The organism is Streptomyces sp. NPDC090442, assembly GCF_044769405.1.
GTDB lineage: Bacteria > Actinomycetota > Actinomycetes > Streptomycetales > Streptomycetaceae > Streptomyces.
Window position 1 is genome coordinate 26,927 of record NZ_JBIVXW010000061.1, and the last position, 15,268, is coordinate 42,194.

14 protein-coding genes are annotated in these 15,268 nt (G+C 72.7%); 7 read left to right on the forward strand and 7 right to left on the reverse strand.

The window, feature by feature from the left end:
• Positions 1 to 193: 193 nt before the first annotated feature.
• Positions 194 to 1,741 (forward strand): FMN-binding glutamate synthase family protein, encoded by a 1,548-nt coding sequence (locus tag ACIQU6_RS32920; RefSeq protein ID WP_403485390.1) that lies wholly within the window; start codon positions 194 to 196, stop codon positions 1,739 to 1,741.
• 97 nt (positions 1,742 to 1,838) lie between these two features.
• Entirely contained in the window at positions 1,839 to 2,645 is an 807-nt protein-coding gene (locus ACIQU6_RS32925; RefSeq protein WP_403485391.1) for an alpha/beta hydrolase family protein, read from the forward strand.
• Positions 2,646 to 3,200: 555 nt separating this feature from the next.
• Here ACIQU6_RS32925 and ACIQU6_RS32930 read toward each other — a convergent pair.
• Positions 3,201 to 4,220, reverse strand: coding sequence for a M56 family metallopeptidase (locus ACIQU6_RS32930; RefSeq protein ID WP_403485392.1), 1,020 nt, complete (start codon positions 4,218 to 4,220; stop codon positions 3,201 to 3,203).
• 4 nt (positions 4,221 to 4,224) lie between these two features.
• Positions 4,225 to 4,638 (reverse strand): BlaI/MecI/CopY family transcriptional regulator, encoded by a 414-nt coding sequence (locus ACIQU6_RS32935; protein ID WP_403485393.1) that lies wholly within the window; start codon positions 4,636 to 4,638, stop codon positions 4,225 to 4,227.
• Positions 4,639 to 4,851: 213 nt separating this feature from the next.
• On the opposite strand from ACIQU6_RS32935, the gene ACIQU6_RS32940 reads away from it, so the two are divergent.
• The 4 genes from ACIQU6_RS32940 (at position 4,852) to ACIQU6_RS32955 (ending at position 9,104) form a co-directional block, all read left to right on the forward strand.
• Positions 4,852 to 6,168, forward strand: a complete 1,317-nt coding sequence (locus ACIQU6_RS32940) for a glycosyltransferase (RefSeq protein WP_403485394.1) — start codon at positions 4,852 to 4,854, stop codon at positions 6,166 to 6,168.
• Positions 6,165 to 6,944: a polysaccharide deacetylase family protein gene (locus tag ACIQU6_RS32945; protein ID WP_403485395.1), complete on the forward strand. Its 780-nt coding sequence runs from the start codon at positions 6,165 to 6,167 to the stop codon at positions 6,942 to 6,944. Before ACIQU6_RS32940 ends, ACIQU6_RS32945 begins: the two co-directional genes overlap by 4 nt.
• A gap of 115 nt (positions 6,945 to 7,059) precedes the next feature.
• Positions 7,060 to 7,722 carry a response regulator transcription factor gene (locus tag ACIQU6_RS32950; protein ID WP_403485396.1) on the forward strand — a complete coding sequence of 221 codons (663 nt, stop codon included), beginning with the start codon at positions 7,060 to 7,062 and terminating at the stop codon, positions 7,720 to 7,722.
• Entirely contained in the window at positions 7,719 to 9,104 is a 1,386-nt protein-coding gene (locus ACIQU6_RS32955) for a sensor histidine kinase (protein ID WP_403485397.1), read from the forward strand. The genes ACIQU6_RS32950 and ACIQU6_RS32955 overlap by 4 nt, the downstream gene beginning before the upstream one ends.
• Positions 9,105 to 9,117: 13 nt before the next feature.
• Here the strand turns inward: ACIQU6_RS32955 and ACIQU6_RS32960 are convergent, their stop codons facing one another.
• Entirely contained in the window at positions 9,118 to 9,954 is an 837-nt protein-coding gene (locus ACIQU6_RS32960; RefSeq protein ID WP_403485398.1) for a hypothetical protein, read from the reverse strand.
• 168 nt (positions 9,955 to 10,122) lie between these two features.
• Here ACIQU6_RS32960 and ACIQU6_RS32965 point away from each other — a divergent pair, with 168 nt between their 5' ends.
• Entirely contained in the window at positions 10,123 to 11,187 is a 1,065-nt protein-coding gene (locus tag ACIQU6_RS32965) for a sodium-dependent transporter (RefSeq protein WP_403485399.1), read from the forward strand.
• A 50-nt stretch (positions 11,188 to 11,237) separates the two neighbouring features.
• Here the strand turns inward: ACIQU6_RS32965 and ACIQU6_RS32970 are convergent, their stop codons facing one another.
• From ACIQU6_RS32970 to ACIQU6_RS32985, 4 genes are all read right to left on the reverse strand, one after another.
• Positions 11,238 to 12,209, reverse strand: a complete 972-nt coding sequence (locus tag ACIQU6_RS32970) for a FecCD family ABC transporter permease (RefSeq protein WP_403485411.1) — start codon at positions 12,207 to 12,209, stop codon at positions 11,238 to 11,240.
• Between the two features lie 110 nt (positions 12,210 to 12,319).
• Positions 12,320 to 13,354 carry a FecCD family ABC transporter permease gene (locus tag ACIQU6_RS32975; RefSeq protein ID WP_403485400.1) on the reverse strand — a complete coding sequence of 345 codons (1,035 nt, stop codon included), beginning with the start codon at positions 13,352 to 13,354 and terminating at the stop codon, positions 12,320 to 12,322.
• A 22-nt stretch (positions 13,355 to 13,376) separates the two neighbouring features.
• Positions 13,377 to 14,417: an iron-siderophore ABC transporter substrate-binding protein gene (locus tag ACIQU6_RS32980; protein ID WP_403485401.1), complete on the reverse strand. Its 1,041-nt coding sequence runs from the start codon at positions 14,415 to 14,417 to the stop codon at positions 13,377 to 13,379.
• A 267-nt stretch (positions 14,418 to 14,684) separates the two neighbouring features.
• On the reverse strand, positions 14,685 to 15,113 hold the full coding sequence (locus tag ACIQU6_RS32985) for a hypothetical protein (RefSeq protein WP_403485402.1): 429 nt from the start codon (positions 15,111 to 15,113) through the stop codon (positions 14,685 to 14,687).
• Between the last annotated feature and the right edge of the window lie 155 nt (positions 15,114 to 15,268).

Sequence of the window (15,268 nt, forward strand, 5' to 3'; positions counted from 1 at the left end):
CTGGGGCGACCGCCCCACCGACGACCCTGCCCCCACTCCTGTCCTGACGAGCCCCTAATATCATTTCGCGTTCTCCGACGGACGCTGACGCCCGCTTGGGTCGTGCCCGCCGCCCAACGCCCGATACGGCACGACACGACACGACGGCTCCACCGCACGGCGAGGGGGTCGAGCATCGAGGAGAGGAACGTTCATGCGCGCCCGGAGCATCGCCACGGCCACCGCAACCGCACTGGCACTCGTGGCCGCTCGTGACCTTGTGCAGAAGAAGCACGCCCTGCTCCGGAACTTCCCGGTGATCGGTCACGCCCGGTACCTGTTGGAGACGATCGGCCCGGAGCTGCGGCAGTACATCGTCACCTCCAACGACGAGGAGCGCCCGTTCAGTCGGGACCAGCGCACCTGGATCTACGCGTCGGCGAAGGGCGAGAACAACTACTTCGGGTTCGGCACCGACAACGACATCGAGCACATGCAGGGGCACGCGTACCTGAAGCAGCGCACGTTCGCCCCCGCACCGCTGCCCGACGCGCACGACCCGCAGGCCCCACTGCCGTCGGCCAAGGTGCTGGGCGGGCCGCGCGGGCGCGCCAAGGCGTTCCGACCGGCGAGCGTGGTGAACATCTCGGCGATGAGCTTCGGATCGCTCTCCGGCGCGGCGATCACCGCACTCAACAAGGGGGCGGCGCTGGCGGGCACGATGCAGAACACGGGCGAGGGCGGCCTCTCGCCGTACCACCGCAACGGCGGCGACCTCATCCTCCAGATAGGTACGGCCTACTTCGGCTGCCGCAACAAGGACGGCAGCTTCAACATCGACAAGCTCAAGGACGTGATCGCCGGCGCCCCGGTCAAGGCGATCGAGATCAAGCTCTCCCAGGGCGCCAAGCCGGGGTTGGGCGGGATGCTGCCGGGGGCGAAGGTGACCCCGGAGATCGCCGAGATCCGCGGCATCCCGCTCGGCAAGGACTGCGCCTCCCCGTCGCGGCACACCGCGTTCAGCGACGTCGACTCGATGCTCGACTTCGTCGAACTGCTCGCCACCGAGACCGGTCTGCCGGTCGGGATCAAGAGCGCGGTGGGCGAGATGGAGTTCTGGCAGGAGCTGGCCACGCTGATGGCGCGTGGTGACCGTGGTGTCGACTTCGTGACCGTCGACGGCGGCGAGGGCGGTACCGGGGCGGCACCGCTGATCTTCTCCGACTCGGTGTCGCTGCCCTTCCGGATGGGCTTCTCCCGGGTCTACGGCACCTTCGCCGAGCTGGGGCTGACCGACGACCTCACCTTCATCGCCTCCGGCAAGCTCGGCCTGCCCGAGAACGCCGCGGTCGCCTTCGCGCTGGGTGCCGACATGATCAATGTGGCGCGTGAGGCGATGCTGTCGATCGGCTGCATCCAGTCGCAGAAGTGCCACACCGACAAGTGCCCCACCGGCGTCGCGACCCAGAACCCGCGGCTGGCCCGCGGTCTCGACCCGACCTCCAAGGCCACCCGGGCCGCCGTTTACCTGCGCACCCTCCGCAAGGAACTCCTGAAGGTCTCGGCGGCCGTCGGCGTTCCCCACCCGGCGCTCATCACCGCCGCCGACATCGAGATCATGAACGGCGACTACGAGGCCCGCACCCTGGCCAGCGTCTACGGCTACAAGGACGGTTGGGGCGAGCTCGGCCCGCAGCTCGCCGAGGAGATCACCACACTGCTCGCCACCCAGCCGACCTCCGAGGAGCGACCGACCGCCTGACGCGCCACCACCGCGCCGAGCGCCGCGCCCGCTACGCTCCTCGTTACCGTCCCTCGCTCCCGTGCACACGAACAACCCCTGCCTAGGTGATCGCAACATGACCGAAAAAGTGAGATTCCGGAGCGTCGTCGGCCCCGAACTGGCCGGAGCGATCGACCTGCCGGACGGCGAGATCCGCGGCTGGGGGATCGTCGTGCACGGATTCACGCTCGGCAAGGACTCGCCGGCCGCCTCGCGCGTCAGCAAGCAGCTCGCGCGCGAGGGGATCGGCATGCTGCGCTTCGACAACCTCGGGATCGGGGACTCGGACGGCGACTGGGGTGACGGTTCCTTCACCGTCAAGGTCCAGGACACGCTCCGCGCGGCGGCCCTGATGGCGGAACGGGGGACTCCGGCGGACCTGTTGGTGGGGCACTCGTGGGGTGGCGCCGCCGCCCTCGCCGCGGCGGCCGAGATGACGGGCGTCCGCGCGCTCGCCACGATCGGGGCGCCCGTCGAGCCCAGCCACGTCGAGCGGCAGTACGACGCGGTCATGGATCGCGTGCTCAGTGAGGGGTCGCACGAGTGGTTCGTCGGCGGGCGGACCCTGGTCCTCAAGCGCGCCTTCGTCGAAGACGTCCGCCGCGCTCAACTCCGCGACCGGATCCGTGAGTTGAGCCTGCCGCTACTCGTCCTGCACTCGCCCACCGACCAGACCGTCAGCATCGACAACGCCGGGGAGATCTTCCGCGAGGCACGGCACCCGCGCAGCTTCGTCTCGCTCGAAGGCGCGGACCATCTCCTGACCGCACGAGGACAGGCACAGCGGGCCGCCCACATCATCAGCGCCTGGGCCGACCAGTACATCCCGAGGCCGCGGCCCGGAGGCAAGGCGTCGCCGGCGTCGAGGAGCTCGCTCGGGTAGGTGTGGGGCGGCCCCTTGGCCGGCCTTCCGGTTTCACGCGTGCGGGTCCGCCGGGGTGCGGCGGCTTCCCGCTCCCCCGACCGTGCTCCGGTGGTACGTGCGCGGGTTCCTGGTGTGAGTGCGCGGGTTTCGCGCCCTGTTTTTCCGGCCCGGCGGGCGTGATAGTGCGGTCAAGGTTCCGTTCCGGTTACCGGAGCGCGGTCTGCGGGCGGCCCCTCCCGCGGTGCCTTCCCGACGGTGAAGACGGGCGCCGTCGCCGGCAGCGCCATGAACCGTGACGGGTGTCCGGCGGACAGGCCACCGTCCCGCCGGCCCCTCCCACCGCATGTTCGTCAGGGCGACGCCCGCGGCGCTCACCGCCTCGCGTCGGCGGGCGCTCGTCCCGCATCAAGCTCCGATGCGCTGCCGTCCACGGCATACAGGGTGCCGGGGACGCCCCGCGGGCAGCGCATCGGCCTCTTTGCCCCACCTCCTGCCGGTCGCCGGCCGCCGTAACGCTCGTGGAACCCCGGCCGCTTGGCCGCGGGCCCATCCCGACGCCGACGGGGCCTTCACCTACCCGCGATGTCCCCGGTGTTCGGTGTGCAGATGGCGCGCGCAGCACTCATGCGGGTGGTGGTGGCGGGCTTCGGGACCGGGCGGGCTCGCCTGCGCGAGCGCGGTGAGGCATTGCGCTCGCTGCGCTTCGTCGAGCATGTGGTCGCTGTCGGAGGCGGCGTTGGCGAGGCCGACGCAGCACAGGGACAGCAGAAGGGCTCCGCCGGCGATGGGGAGGGTGCGGCGCGGCGGGGGTGGGGCGAGCAGCGCGCGGACGCGTTGGGGCACGGCGCCGCCGGTGGCGGCGAGGGCCGGGGTGCGCGCGGCGTGCGCCGAGGCCGCGAGGGCGGCCCGTCCGACGGCCCGGGCGACGGTCCGGCGGCAGCCGATCCGGGCGGCGGCCTCCTCGTCGGCCCAGCGTTCCAGGGCGAAGGTGCCCGCGTCGGCCAGCGGCCTCAGCAGCGGGTTGACGGCCGTGGTGAGCCGCCACAGGGTCTGGAAGAGGTGGTGCCGGCCGCGGAGGTGGGCCCTCTCGTGTGCCAGCAGGGCCGCGCGCTCCTCGTCGTCGAGGCAGCGCAGCATGCCGCGGGACACCACGATCCGGCCGGGCGCGCCGGGCAGGGCGAACGCCTGCGGAGCGCCGTCGTCGACGACGGTCAACTCGTCGTCGCCGGGCAGCCGGGCGCATTCGCGCCTGGCCCAGAGGAGGTGGCGGACCTGCCGTACGGCGGCGCGGGTCAGGGAGAGGACGCCCGCCAGCAGGACGAGGGCGCTGACGACGGCGACGGTGAGTTGGACGGGGTCCTCGGCCTGTAGGGCGGCCACCGACCAGCGGCCCTCCGCCGCCACCTCGGGAATCTGGGCGACCGCGGTGAAGGCCAGTAGGGCCAGTGACCCCGTCCAGCCGACCGTGGTGACCAGCGCGGTGCAGGCCAGGGCCCAGACGGCGGGGCGGGGAGCGAGCCGGCGGGCCAGCGGCGGCGCGAGGACGGTCAGCACGGCCGTCACGGCGAGCGGGATGTAGACGCTGATCAGCACCGGATCACTTCCCGTCGGTGGACTGCCCGGGGTCGTCGCCGCCGTCGTTGCCGGAGAGCAGTTGGTGCAGCAACTGCTCGTCCTGTTCGGAGAGTTCGGAGACGAAGCGGGCCAGCACCGCCTCGCGGTCGGAGCCGCCCTCCAGCAGCGACCGCATGCGGTGGGCGGTGTGGGACGCCTCGTCGCGGGCCGGCTCGTAGGCGTATCCGCGGCCCGCGCGGTGCCGGACGAGCATGCCCTTGCCGTACAGCCGGGACACGATCGTCAGGACCGTGGTGTAGGCCAGGTCGCGCGGCAGGCACTGCAGGACCTGGCGCGGCGTCAGTGGGCCGTCCGCGGCCCAGAGGGCGGCGAGCACCTTGCTCTCCAGTTCGCCGCGCGCCCGTCTGCCGGGGGCGCCGCCCCTGAAGTCGTTCACCGTTCGCCCTTCCGTCATCTGGTCGTGGAACAGGCTACCCCGTGACCTCCTACTAGTTGTAGGAGGTATGCTCCGGCTTCGAACCGCGAGCTACTACAACTTGTAGTCACGCGTCCTCCCATTCTGCGCAGAGGAAAGCCCATGGCTCATCCCGGACGTACGCTCCCGAGGCCCGCTCCCGCGGGTACCCTGCCGCCACCCCGTGGCGGCGCGGTGCCCGCGCGCCGGGTGGCGATCGTCTCGGCGAGCGTCGGCGCCGGCCACGACGGTGCCGCCACCGAGTTGGAGCGCCGCCTCGCCGAGGGCGGCTTCGCCGTCGACCGGTACGACCTGCTGGACCTGCTGCCCGCCGGACTCGGCCGAGCGGTCCGGGACGGCTACCACCGGATGCTCGTCCGGGCGCCGTGGGCCTACCAGCGGATCTACGCCAGCACCGAGCGCGCCGGTGGGGGCGGCCCGGTGGCACGGGCCCTGCTCCGCGCCTCCGAGGAACGGGTGTTGACGGCCCTGCGCCCCGGGACCGGGGCCGTCGTCTCCACCTACCCCGGAGCCAGTCGCGTACTGGGCGGCCTGCGCCTCGCCGGCCGTCTGACCGTCCCCGTCCTCACCTACCTGACCGACTTCTCGGTGCATCCGCTGTGGGTGGCCCAGGGCGTGGACGTCCACCTCGCGGCGCACGCCGTGCCCGCAGCCCAGGCGCGGGCGGCCGGGGCCCGGGACGTCCGGGTGTGCGGGCCGGTCGTCGCCCCCCGGTTCCACCCCAGCGACGTAGCGGAACGCCAGCGCGCCCGGGCCAGGTTCGGGCTGCCGCCCGACGCCCGGCTCGCGCTGCTGGTCGCGGGTTCCTGGGGCGTCGGCCCCGTACGCCAGGTCGCCCGGGAGCTGTGCGACGGCGGCGCCGCCGTCCCGGTCGTCGTCTGCGGCCGCAATCAGCCCCTCGCCGAGCAGTTGCGCGCGGACGGGATCGCGCACGTCCACGGCTGGGTCGACGACATGCCCGACCTGATGCGGGCGGCCGACGTCCTGGTCCAGAACGCGGGTGGGCTCACGTCCCTGGAGGCGTTCGCCGCGGGGCTGCCGGTGGCCAGCTACCGCTGCATACCGGGCCACGGCCTGGCCAACGCCGCGGCGCTGGACGAGGCCGGGGTCGCCGCGTGGATCCGCGACCCGGCCGACCTCAGGAGCGTGCTGGGCGACCTGGCCGACGGCCCGCTCGGACTGCGCCAACGGGCGGCGGCGCTCGCGCTGTTCGCGGACTCCTCGACCGCCGGCCCGGCCGCCGAGATAGCCCGCGTCCACCGTCCGGGGCCGCCCCTCCCGGCCCTTCGGCCCCTCGCGCGGCGGCGGGTGCGCTCGCGGCGGCTCGCCGTCACCGCCGCCGCGGCCTGCACGGTATGGGCCTGCGCCGTCGGCACCGGAGTCGCCACGGCGTACGACGGACCCGCCCTGTTGCGCGCCGTCGGCCACGGCCTCGACCCGGACCGCCCCGCGCCCGGCCACGGCCACGCTCCGGAGGGGCGCCACTCGTGACCACGCCTCCTCCTTCGCTCCGGGCGACCGCCTGGGCCGCCGCCGTCACGGCGCTGCACTGCGCTCCCGTCGTCTCCACCTTCGGCCCGCTCCGTAACCGCGCCATGCCCCGCCTCGCCGGTCGGGGCCGCGCGGACCACGTCGCGCTCACCTTCGACGACGGGCCCGACCCCCGCTCCACACCCCACTTCCTGCGAGTGCTCGACAGCCAGGGAGTGCGTGCCACCTTCTTCCTGCTCGGCAGCGAAGCCCGCCGCTCCCCGGGCCTGGTCCGGGAGATCGCCGCCGCCGGCCACGAAATCGGCGTCCACGGCTGGCTGCACCGCCCGCTGCTCCTGCGCGGCCCGCGCGCCACCCACGACGACCTCGCCCGCGCCCGCGACGCGATCGCCGCGATCACCGGCAGCCGGCCCACGCTCTTCCGCCCCCCGTACGGCGTCATGTCGACCGCCGCGCACGTGGCCGCCCGCCGCCTGGGACTCACCCCGGTGCTGTGGACCTGCTGGGGCCGGGACTGGACGGCCCGGGCCACTCCGGAATCGGTCCACCGCACGGTCGTCTCCGACCTGCGCGGCGGCGGCACCGTCCTGCTCCACGACTCGGACTGCACCTCCGCGCCCGGCTCCTGGCGGTCAACTCTCGGCGCACTCCCCCGCATTCTGGACACCTGTCGGCAACGTGGCTACACGGTAGGCCCGTTGCGCGACCACGGGTGGCCCGGCAGCGGCGGGAGCGTCGGTCTTCGCCCTGCCAGGGGCAATACTGCCGGGCACTGACGGTCGTTAGACCGACGAGTCGCGACCGGGGGCCTGCGTCGCCCTCGTTGCCGCACACGCCCCCATCCGTCGACGGCACGCTCACGGCGGGTGGCCGAGGAGCCGCTGGAGAACAATGCGCCACAAGATCCTGGTCGTTGAGGACGACCACGCCCTGCGCGACGTGTTGCGTCGTGGCCTGGCCGAGGAGGGCCTCGCCCCGGTGCTCGCCCCCGACGGCGCCACGGCCCTGCGGCTGGCCACCGCCGACATCGCGGCGGCCGTCCTGGACATCGGGCTGTCCGACGCGGACGGACGGGACGTGTGCCAGGCGATGCGCGCCAACGGCTTCCTCGCCCCCGTGCTCTTCCTGACCGCCCGGCACCAACTCACCGACCGCCTGGCCGGCTTCTCCGCCGGCGGCGACGACTACCTCGCCAAGCCCTTCCACCTCGCCGAGCTGACCGCCCGACTCCGCGTCGCCCTCAAACGGACCGCGCCGGCCCCGAAGGCCACGACCGGGGACCTCCTCCTGGACGCGGTCGGCCACAGCGCCACCGTGCGCGGTGACCGGATCGCCCTGACCCCCACGGAGTTCCGGCTGCTCGCCACGCTCGTCGCCGCGGACGGATCCACCGTCCGCCGCCGGGAGTTGGTCAGGGCGGGCTGGCCCGAAGGCGCACACGTGAGTGACAACACCCTGGACCAGTACCTGACGCGGTTGCGCCGCAAGCTGCGCGGGGCCGGCAGCACGCTGACGCTCGGTACGGCGCGCGGGATCGGTCACCACCTGTCGTGACCCTCGACCGCCTCCTCCGGCGCCTGACGCCCCGCACCCTGCGCGGTCGGCTCTCCCTGGTGGCACTGACCACCGCCGGCCTGCTGATGACCGTCCTGACCGTGGTGTTCAACGCGGCGACGGACCGACACCTACAGCATCAGGCGGACGGCGAACTGCGCAGCCGGGCCGCCGCCGTGGCCACGACCGTTGACACCAGTGGCCCCCGGGTGCGCGTCCTGGAGACCGCCAACGACCGCCTCCTCGACGCCAATGCGTGGATCTACGACGGCACCCGGCTGCTCGAAAAGCCCCCGTCGACGACGGCCGACAGCCCACCGACCCGGGCCGCCGATCGACTCGCCGCGCAGCACGCCCCGGCATGCACCGTCCTCCACACCCACGACGACCTCCCCCTCCGCCTGTGCTCCCGCCCCCTGAGCGGCCGGCACACCGACGCAACGGTCGTCACCGCCCTGGACCTCAGCCCCTACCGCAGTTCGGCCGACACCCTGCTGTGGGGATCGCTGATCCTGGACGCGGTCATGCTCGCCTGCACCTACGCCCTCACCCGCCTCGCCGTCGGCCGGGCGCTGCGTCCGGTGCGGACGATGACCGACCAGGCCACGCAGTGGAGCGCCGTGAGCTCCGACGCGCGCTTCGGCACCGCCGCGCAGCCGGTCGAACTGGCCCGCCTGGGCGCCTCGTTGGACGCACTGCTGGACCGCATCCGCACCGTGCTGCGCCACGAACAGCGGCTGACCGGCGAGCTCTCCCACGAGCTGCGCACACCACTCACCCGGATCGTGATCGAGCTGGACTGGTGGCGGGCCCGCCCCCGCACGGATGCGGAGACCCGCGCCACCCACGAGGTGCTCGCCGAGGCCGCCCGTTCGATGCGCACGATCTGCGACACACTGCTGGACGACGCCCGCGAGAGCACGCTCGACCCACCAGCCACGGCCCCCGGGACCACCGACGTCGTTCCCGTCCTCGACCGCCTGCTCCAACGCGTCGACGCGGAGGGTCGGTTGACGGCGACGGTCGAGAGCGAAGCCACCACGCTGGAGGTCGGGGTCGCGCCCGCGCTCCTCGAACGCATCATCAGCCCCCTCCTGGCCAACGCCGTCCGCTACGCCCGCTCCCACGTGACCGCCTCCGCACGGCACGCCCCCGGCGCCGTGCGGATCGACATCGTCGACGACGGTCCCGGCGTCCCGAGCGCGTTCGTCGACGAACTGTTCCAGCCGGGCCGGCGCGCGGACACCGGCGACGGACACGAGGGCGCGGGGCTCGGGTTGTCGCTCGCGCGACGGCTCGCCCTCGCCGTCGACGGCGAGGTGTCCTACGACCCCGCGTACGCCCCCGGTGCACGGTTCACGGTCAGGCTGCCGGCCGGCTGAGCGGACCGGCGGCTCAGGCCGGACGTCCCGTTGCGCGCTCCGGAGCGGTGGCGTCCTTGCGGGTGACGGAGAGGTAGCCGACCAGGCCGAGGATGACCGCCAGGAACACGACGCTGGTCACCACGGTGCCCAGGCCGAGGCCGCCGTCACCGGTGGGTTGGGAGAGATAGTCGCCCAGGGAGGCGCCGAGGGGGCGGGTGAGGACGTAGGCGATCCAGAAGCTCCACACCGCGTCCAGGCCCAGCGCGGAGTGCGCGAGGGCCACCGCGGCGATGGCCACCGCGAACAGGACCGCGGACAGCCAGTACCCGAGGTTCATCCGCTCGGACAGCAGATCGCCGGCGGCGGTTCCCAGCGCGAAGGTGAACAGGACCGCCAACCAGTAGAAGGATTCCCGGCCGTTGGTGTCGACGTGGTGGATGGACAGGGTCCGCTCGCGCCGGTACCAGACCACGAACACCACCGCGAGGACGACCGCGAAGACCGCCGTACTGGCCGCCAGCGGCACGCCCACCGTGTCGGTGAGGTTGTCGCTGATCAGCGTGCCGACGACGCTGATCAGCGCCACGCCGAGCCAGTACACGCCCGCCCGGTAGACACGCATCCGGAACTGGACCACCAGGACCGCGGCCAACAGGACACTCATCAGCACCGACACGCCGGTCAGCCCCAGACCGGCCTTGCCGTTCAACAGATCGGCCGCGGTCTCACCGACGGTCGTGCACAGCACCTTGATGATCCAGAAGTAGAGGGTGACTTCGGGCACCTTGTTCCCGCGCGGCCGGGGACGGGAAGGGGTCGCCCGGCCGGTCTGCGGAACCGCCGGACTCGCAGAGGTTTCATACGTCATGGTGCCCGACCGTCCCACCGGGTACCTGAACGCATCCTGACTGCCGCCGCGTATCGCTCCCCCCACACGCGGCGCACGAGCAGCATGGCGCCATGCAGACGCACACCCCTCGCCCCCGCATAGCGGCCCTCCGTCCCGCCCCTGCCCCCGCGACGGAAGAAGACCGCCTTGCCCGCTCCGACCACCGCCGACACGCCCGTTGACCGCGCGACCGCCTGGCTGCGACGCCGCCTGGGCCGAGCCGTCCTGCTGGCCTACGCCGGCGCCCTGATCCTGCCGGGCCCCGGCCTCTGGCTGCGCCGCACGCACGCCCTGCCACTCGGTCCGCTGCCCCAACTGCCACTGTCCACCGCCCCGTTCCTGCTGTCGCTGGTGCTGTTCTCGGCGGGACTCCAGGTCCCCGTCCGCGAGCTGGGCCGGGTGCTGCGACGTCCGGGGGCGCTGCTCGCGGGGCTCGCGTTGCACCTGGCGATCCCGTTGGCCGTCATCCCCCTCGTCGCGTTCCTGCTGCACCGGTCGCCCGATACCGACGGCGGCAGCGGGCTGGTCACCGCGATGATCCTGATCGTCACGATGCCCGTCGCTGCCGGCGCCACGGTGTGGACCGGCAAGGGCGACGGTGACCAGCCCACGATGGTGGGTCTGGTACTCGCCTCCACCCTCCTCAGCCCGCTCACCACGCCCGTGTTGATCCGGCTGCTGTCCCCGCTGCTCAGCGGCGGCTACGCCAACTCCCTCGCCGCGAGCGGCCACCCGGCCGGCGGCGGCTTCGCCCTGGCCGGCGTGGTGCTGCCCTGCGCCGCGGGCATCCTGCTCCGACTCGCCCTGCCCGCGGCCTGGCAGGAGAGGGGGCTGCGGGTCGTCGTGCCCGCGGCCCTGGCCGGCTCACTGCTCCTGACGTACGTCAACGCCAGCGGCGCCCTGGGCTCGTTCCTCGCCCGGCCGCGTCCCCTACTGCTCGGGGCGGCGCTCGTCGTGGCGGCGCTGGTCTGTCTGCTGTCGTTCGTGCTCGGCCGGTGCGCGGCCCGGCTGTTGCGGCTGGACCCGCCCGCCGCCTCGTCGCTCACGCTCGCCTGCGGCATGAACAACAGCAGCGCGAGCGCCGTGCTGATCAGCACGGCGCTCCCGGACAAACCACATCTGCTGCTGCCGGTCCTCGCCTACGGCCTGCTGCAGAAGACCGCCGCCAACCGCGTCGTGCCACGGCGCCCGGCCTGCGCGCCGCGCGGCTGACCGACTGCGCGACAAAACCGAGACGCGGCGCGGGCCCGGCCCGCGCCGCGTCACAGGGCCCCGCGGCGCCACTCGCGAAAGAGCAGATAGCCCAGGTACGCGCCGCCCAGCGCCATCGTCCAGATGCCGACGGGCAGTTTGCCGAAGACCGGGGCGTTCTGGGCCGCCAGGTCGGCGAGAACGAGCAGCAGAGCGCCGGAGAGCGCGGAGAGCGCCAGGTGCGGGCCGGTGCCGCGGGTGATCCGCTTGACGATCTGGGGTGCGGTGAGCGCGATGAACGAGATCGGGCCGGCTGCCGTGACGGCGCCGGCGGACAACGCGATCGTCAGCAGCACGGCACCGGTGAAGGCCCGGTCCGGGCGCGCGCCCAGCGCCGCCGCCGTGGTCCGGCCCATCTCGCTGATGCCCAGGGGGCGGGACAGCAGCGCGGCGCACGGCACGCAGAGCAGCAGCACCACGCCGATGGTCGCCGCGTCGTCCCAAGAGCGGGCGGTGAGGCTGCCGTTGAGGTACGAGCTGAGCATGGTGGCCTGGTCGCGTTCGATGGCGTAGACGATGTACTGGATGAAGGCGGTCGCCATCGCCGAGACCCCGATGCCCGCGATGACCAGTCGGGTGGGGTTGCGGAAGCCGCTCCCGGTCGAGACGTACACCACCGCCATGGCCGCCAGCGCCCCGCCGAGCGCCCCCAACGCGACCGGCGCGCCCGGGAAGAGCAGGGCGACCAGTGCGGCGCCCGCGCCGGCCCCGGGGCCGAGGCCGATGACGTCCGGGCTGCCCAGCGGATTGCGGGTCACCGACTGGAAGAGGGCGCCGGACAGCCCGAAGGCGGCGCCGGCGGCGACCGCCACCGTCAGCCGCGGTCCGCGCAACCGGTCCAGGACGAAGGCGTTCACGCCGGTGGCATGGCCGGTCAACGCCGAGGGCAGGTCCGGCAGGGCGATGCCGAGGCGGCCCACGGTGAGGGTTGCGGTGCAGGCCGCCAGGATGGCCACGCACAGGGCGACGCCGACCCAGAACATCCGGACCGGGACCCGCAGGGCGACCTTCGACCCGAGCTTGACGAGGAACTTTCGGCTGCCGGGCCGCGGCCGCCGAACGGTGGCGGTGGACGCCGGAGTTATGGAGTGGGTCACGAGGCGGCTCGCATCCTGCGGACGGCGATCAGAAGGGCGGGGGCTCCGGCGAACGCGGTGACGACACCGACCATCAGCTCCTGCGGACGCACCAGGAGTCTCCCGATGACGTCGGCGGCCAGCAGCAGGGTCGGCCCGAGCAGGGCGCTGAGCGCGAGCTGGCGTCGCAGGTCGGCCCCGAGGAGGGTGCGGGCCAGGTGCGGAACGGCCAGGCCGACGAAGGCGATCGGTCCCGCGGCCGCGGTGGCGGCGGCGCTCAGCAGGGTGGCGGTCAGCAGCGCGGCGGCCTTGACGCGCTCCGGGCGGGCCCCGAGAGCCGTGGCGGAATCCTCGCCCAGGGCAACGACGTTCAGGCTGCGGCCCAGGAACAGGGCCACCGCGAGTCCGGCGACGGTCAGCGGCAGCACGCTCCGCACGGCGTCCCAGTCGTGGCCGCCGAGGGCCCCGACGACCCAGTAGCGGTAGCTGTCGAAGACCCGCGGTCGGCTGAGCGTGACGGCCTGGACGAAGGCGCTCAGCACCGCGGTGAGCACCGCGCCGCCCAGCACCAGCCGCACCGGGTTCAGTCCCCGCCCGAGGGTGCCGATGACGTAGACGAACACGCCGGTCAGCAGGGCGCCGGGCAGCGCCCACAGCAGTGTCTGGGTCTGCCCGGAGGCGCCGGCGAACGCGGTGCCGGCCACCACGCTCGCGGCGGCCCCGGTGTTGACGCCCAACAGGCCCGGCTCGGCCAGCGGATTGCGGGTCACCGCCTGCATCAGGACGCCCGCCACGGCGAGGCCGAGACCCACCACGATCCCCAACGCGGTGCGCGGATAGCGGCTTTCGACCACGGTCGTGGTGTAGGCGTCGCCGTGGCCCGTCACGGCGTCCCAGACCTGGCCCGCGGTCAGGGGCTTGCTGCCGAACATGATGCTGGCCAGGCAGACGAGGGCCAGGGCCAGAAGGGCCAGGAGAAGCAGGGCGGCGGTGCGCCGGCCGGGCCGGCGCACCGGTGTCCGCTGCTGCGCGGTGTCGATGGTCGCGGTCATGTCCTCACCCCGTCCCGTGACGCTACTTGCCGGCCTTCTTCACCGCGCCGTCGATCAGCGGCAGGTAGCGCTCGATGCTGTAGGGCACGGTCAGCGGGTTGATCATGGAGGAGGCGGTGACGAAGGAGTTGTCCGAACTCGCCACCACGGCGCCCTTCTTGACGGCCGGCATGGCCGCGTACAGCGACTGCTTCTCGATCTCCTGCCGGGTCTTGTCGTCGGAGTAGAAGGTGAACAGCACGTCGCTCTTGTTCAGCTTGTCCGCGTTCTCCAGGCCGATGAGCGACGAGGCGGTGCCGTCGGTCTCCTTGAAGGTGTCGACCACCGGGTCGACCTTGAGCCCCAGGGACTTGACCATCTCCACCCGCTGCTCGTCGGGCTTGAACACGCCCAACGTGCCCGGCCCGGAGGTGTAGATGTAGGAGAAGGTCACGTTCTTGTAGTTCGGGTGGGCGGCGGCGGCATCGGACAGTTGCTTCTTGATGCCCTTGATCAGCTCGGTGCCCTTCGCCGGCTGGCCGACCGCCTTGGCGATGGTGTTGATCTGCTGGTCCCAGCGGGTGCTCCACGCCTTGTCCGGATACGCCACGGTCGGAGCGATGTCCTTGAGGAGGTCGTACTGCTTGGCCGTGATGCCCGACCACGGCGCCAGGATCAGATCGGGGGCCAGTTCGGTGATCGCATCGGTGTCGAGCTGGTCGCCTCCCTTGAACTGCTTGGGCAGCGGGTCGCCGGACTTCTTCACCGCGTCCCGGATCCAGGGGAGGTAACCGGACTTGTCGCTGCCCCAGGCGTACTCCTCCACGCCAACCGGCGTGTGCCCCAGGGCAATTGCCGTCTCGGCCGAGCCCTGACCGAGCGTGACGATCCGCTTGGGTTCCTTCTTGATCGTGGCCGTGCCCAGCGCGCTCTTGATGGACACCGGGAAGGCGCCGTTACCGCCGCTCGCGGCGGCGCTGTCGTCGTCTCCCCCACCACCACAGGCGCTGGTGACCAACAGCAGTGAGGTCACCGCCGAGGCGGTGAACAGACGACGCGATATCCGGCGCGAAGCGATGGCCATGCCAGGTCCTTTTCTCCCGGGCCGCGGTGCGCACGGCCCACTTGACTGCGGTCGACAGTCCGTCCGGACGGCGCGAGAAAGGCCCCGACCCCCGGTTCGGCTTAGGCAAGCCTAACCTCTTATTGATCTACTCGATACAACACCATGTGAGCGCTCGGCCCCTGAGGGTTCCTGGCCGGTGGGGGATCGGGACGCGAGCGAGCCCCGGCAGGACGGGCGTTCCCGTCCTGCCGGGGACTCCTCGGGTGAGGGCGGCCCGAGCCCCGCTTACCGGCCGCCGCGGGCCGCCGGGTGGAACGACCTGCTCAGCGACCACACGATGAGGAGGTCGAATACCATCACGATGATCGACCACACGGGGTAGTACGGCACGAACATGAACTGGGTGATCAGACTGAGCACCGCCACCGCGATGCCGGCTCCGCGCGCCCACGCCTTGTCGAGCAGGATCCCGACGCCGACGACGAAGAGTGCCACACCGATGACAAGGTGAATCCAGCCCCACGCGGTGAGGTCGAATCGGTAGGCGTATCCGAACGAGGAGAAGACCCTGTCCCTGGTGATCGCGGTGATGCCCTGAAGGATGCTGAGGGGGCCGCTTACCGTGAGCGCCACGCCGGCGAACAATGCGTCGCCGACGACGACTTTGCCGTTGTAGACGCTCCGCTGCCGCCCGTTGTCCGGCGTTGCTGCCATGACCGCTGCCTTCCTGTTCGACGCGGTCGCCGACGCACCCGCACGGGGAAGGCGAGCCGCGCTCTCCTGCCAGCGTCGCGCCGAACCTCCGACGCCGCGACCGCAACCCCCCGGGGCCGCGGCCACGGCGTCCCCACCCGGTCACGGTGCGTATC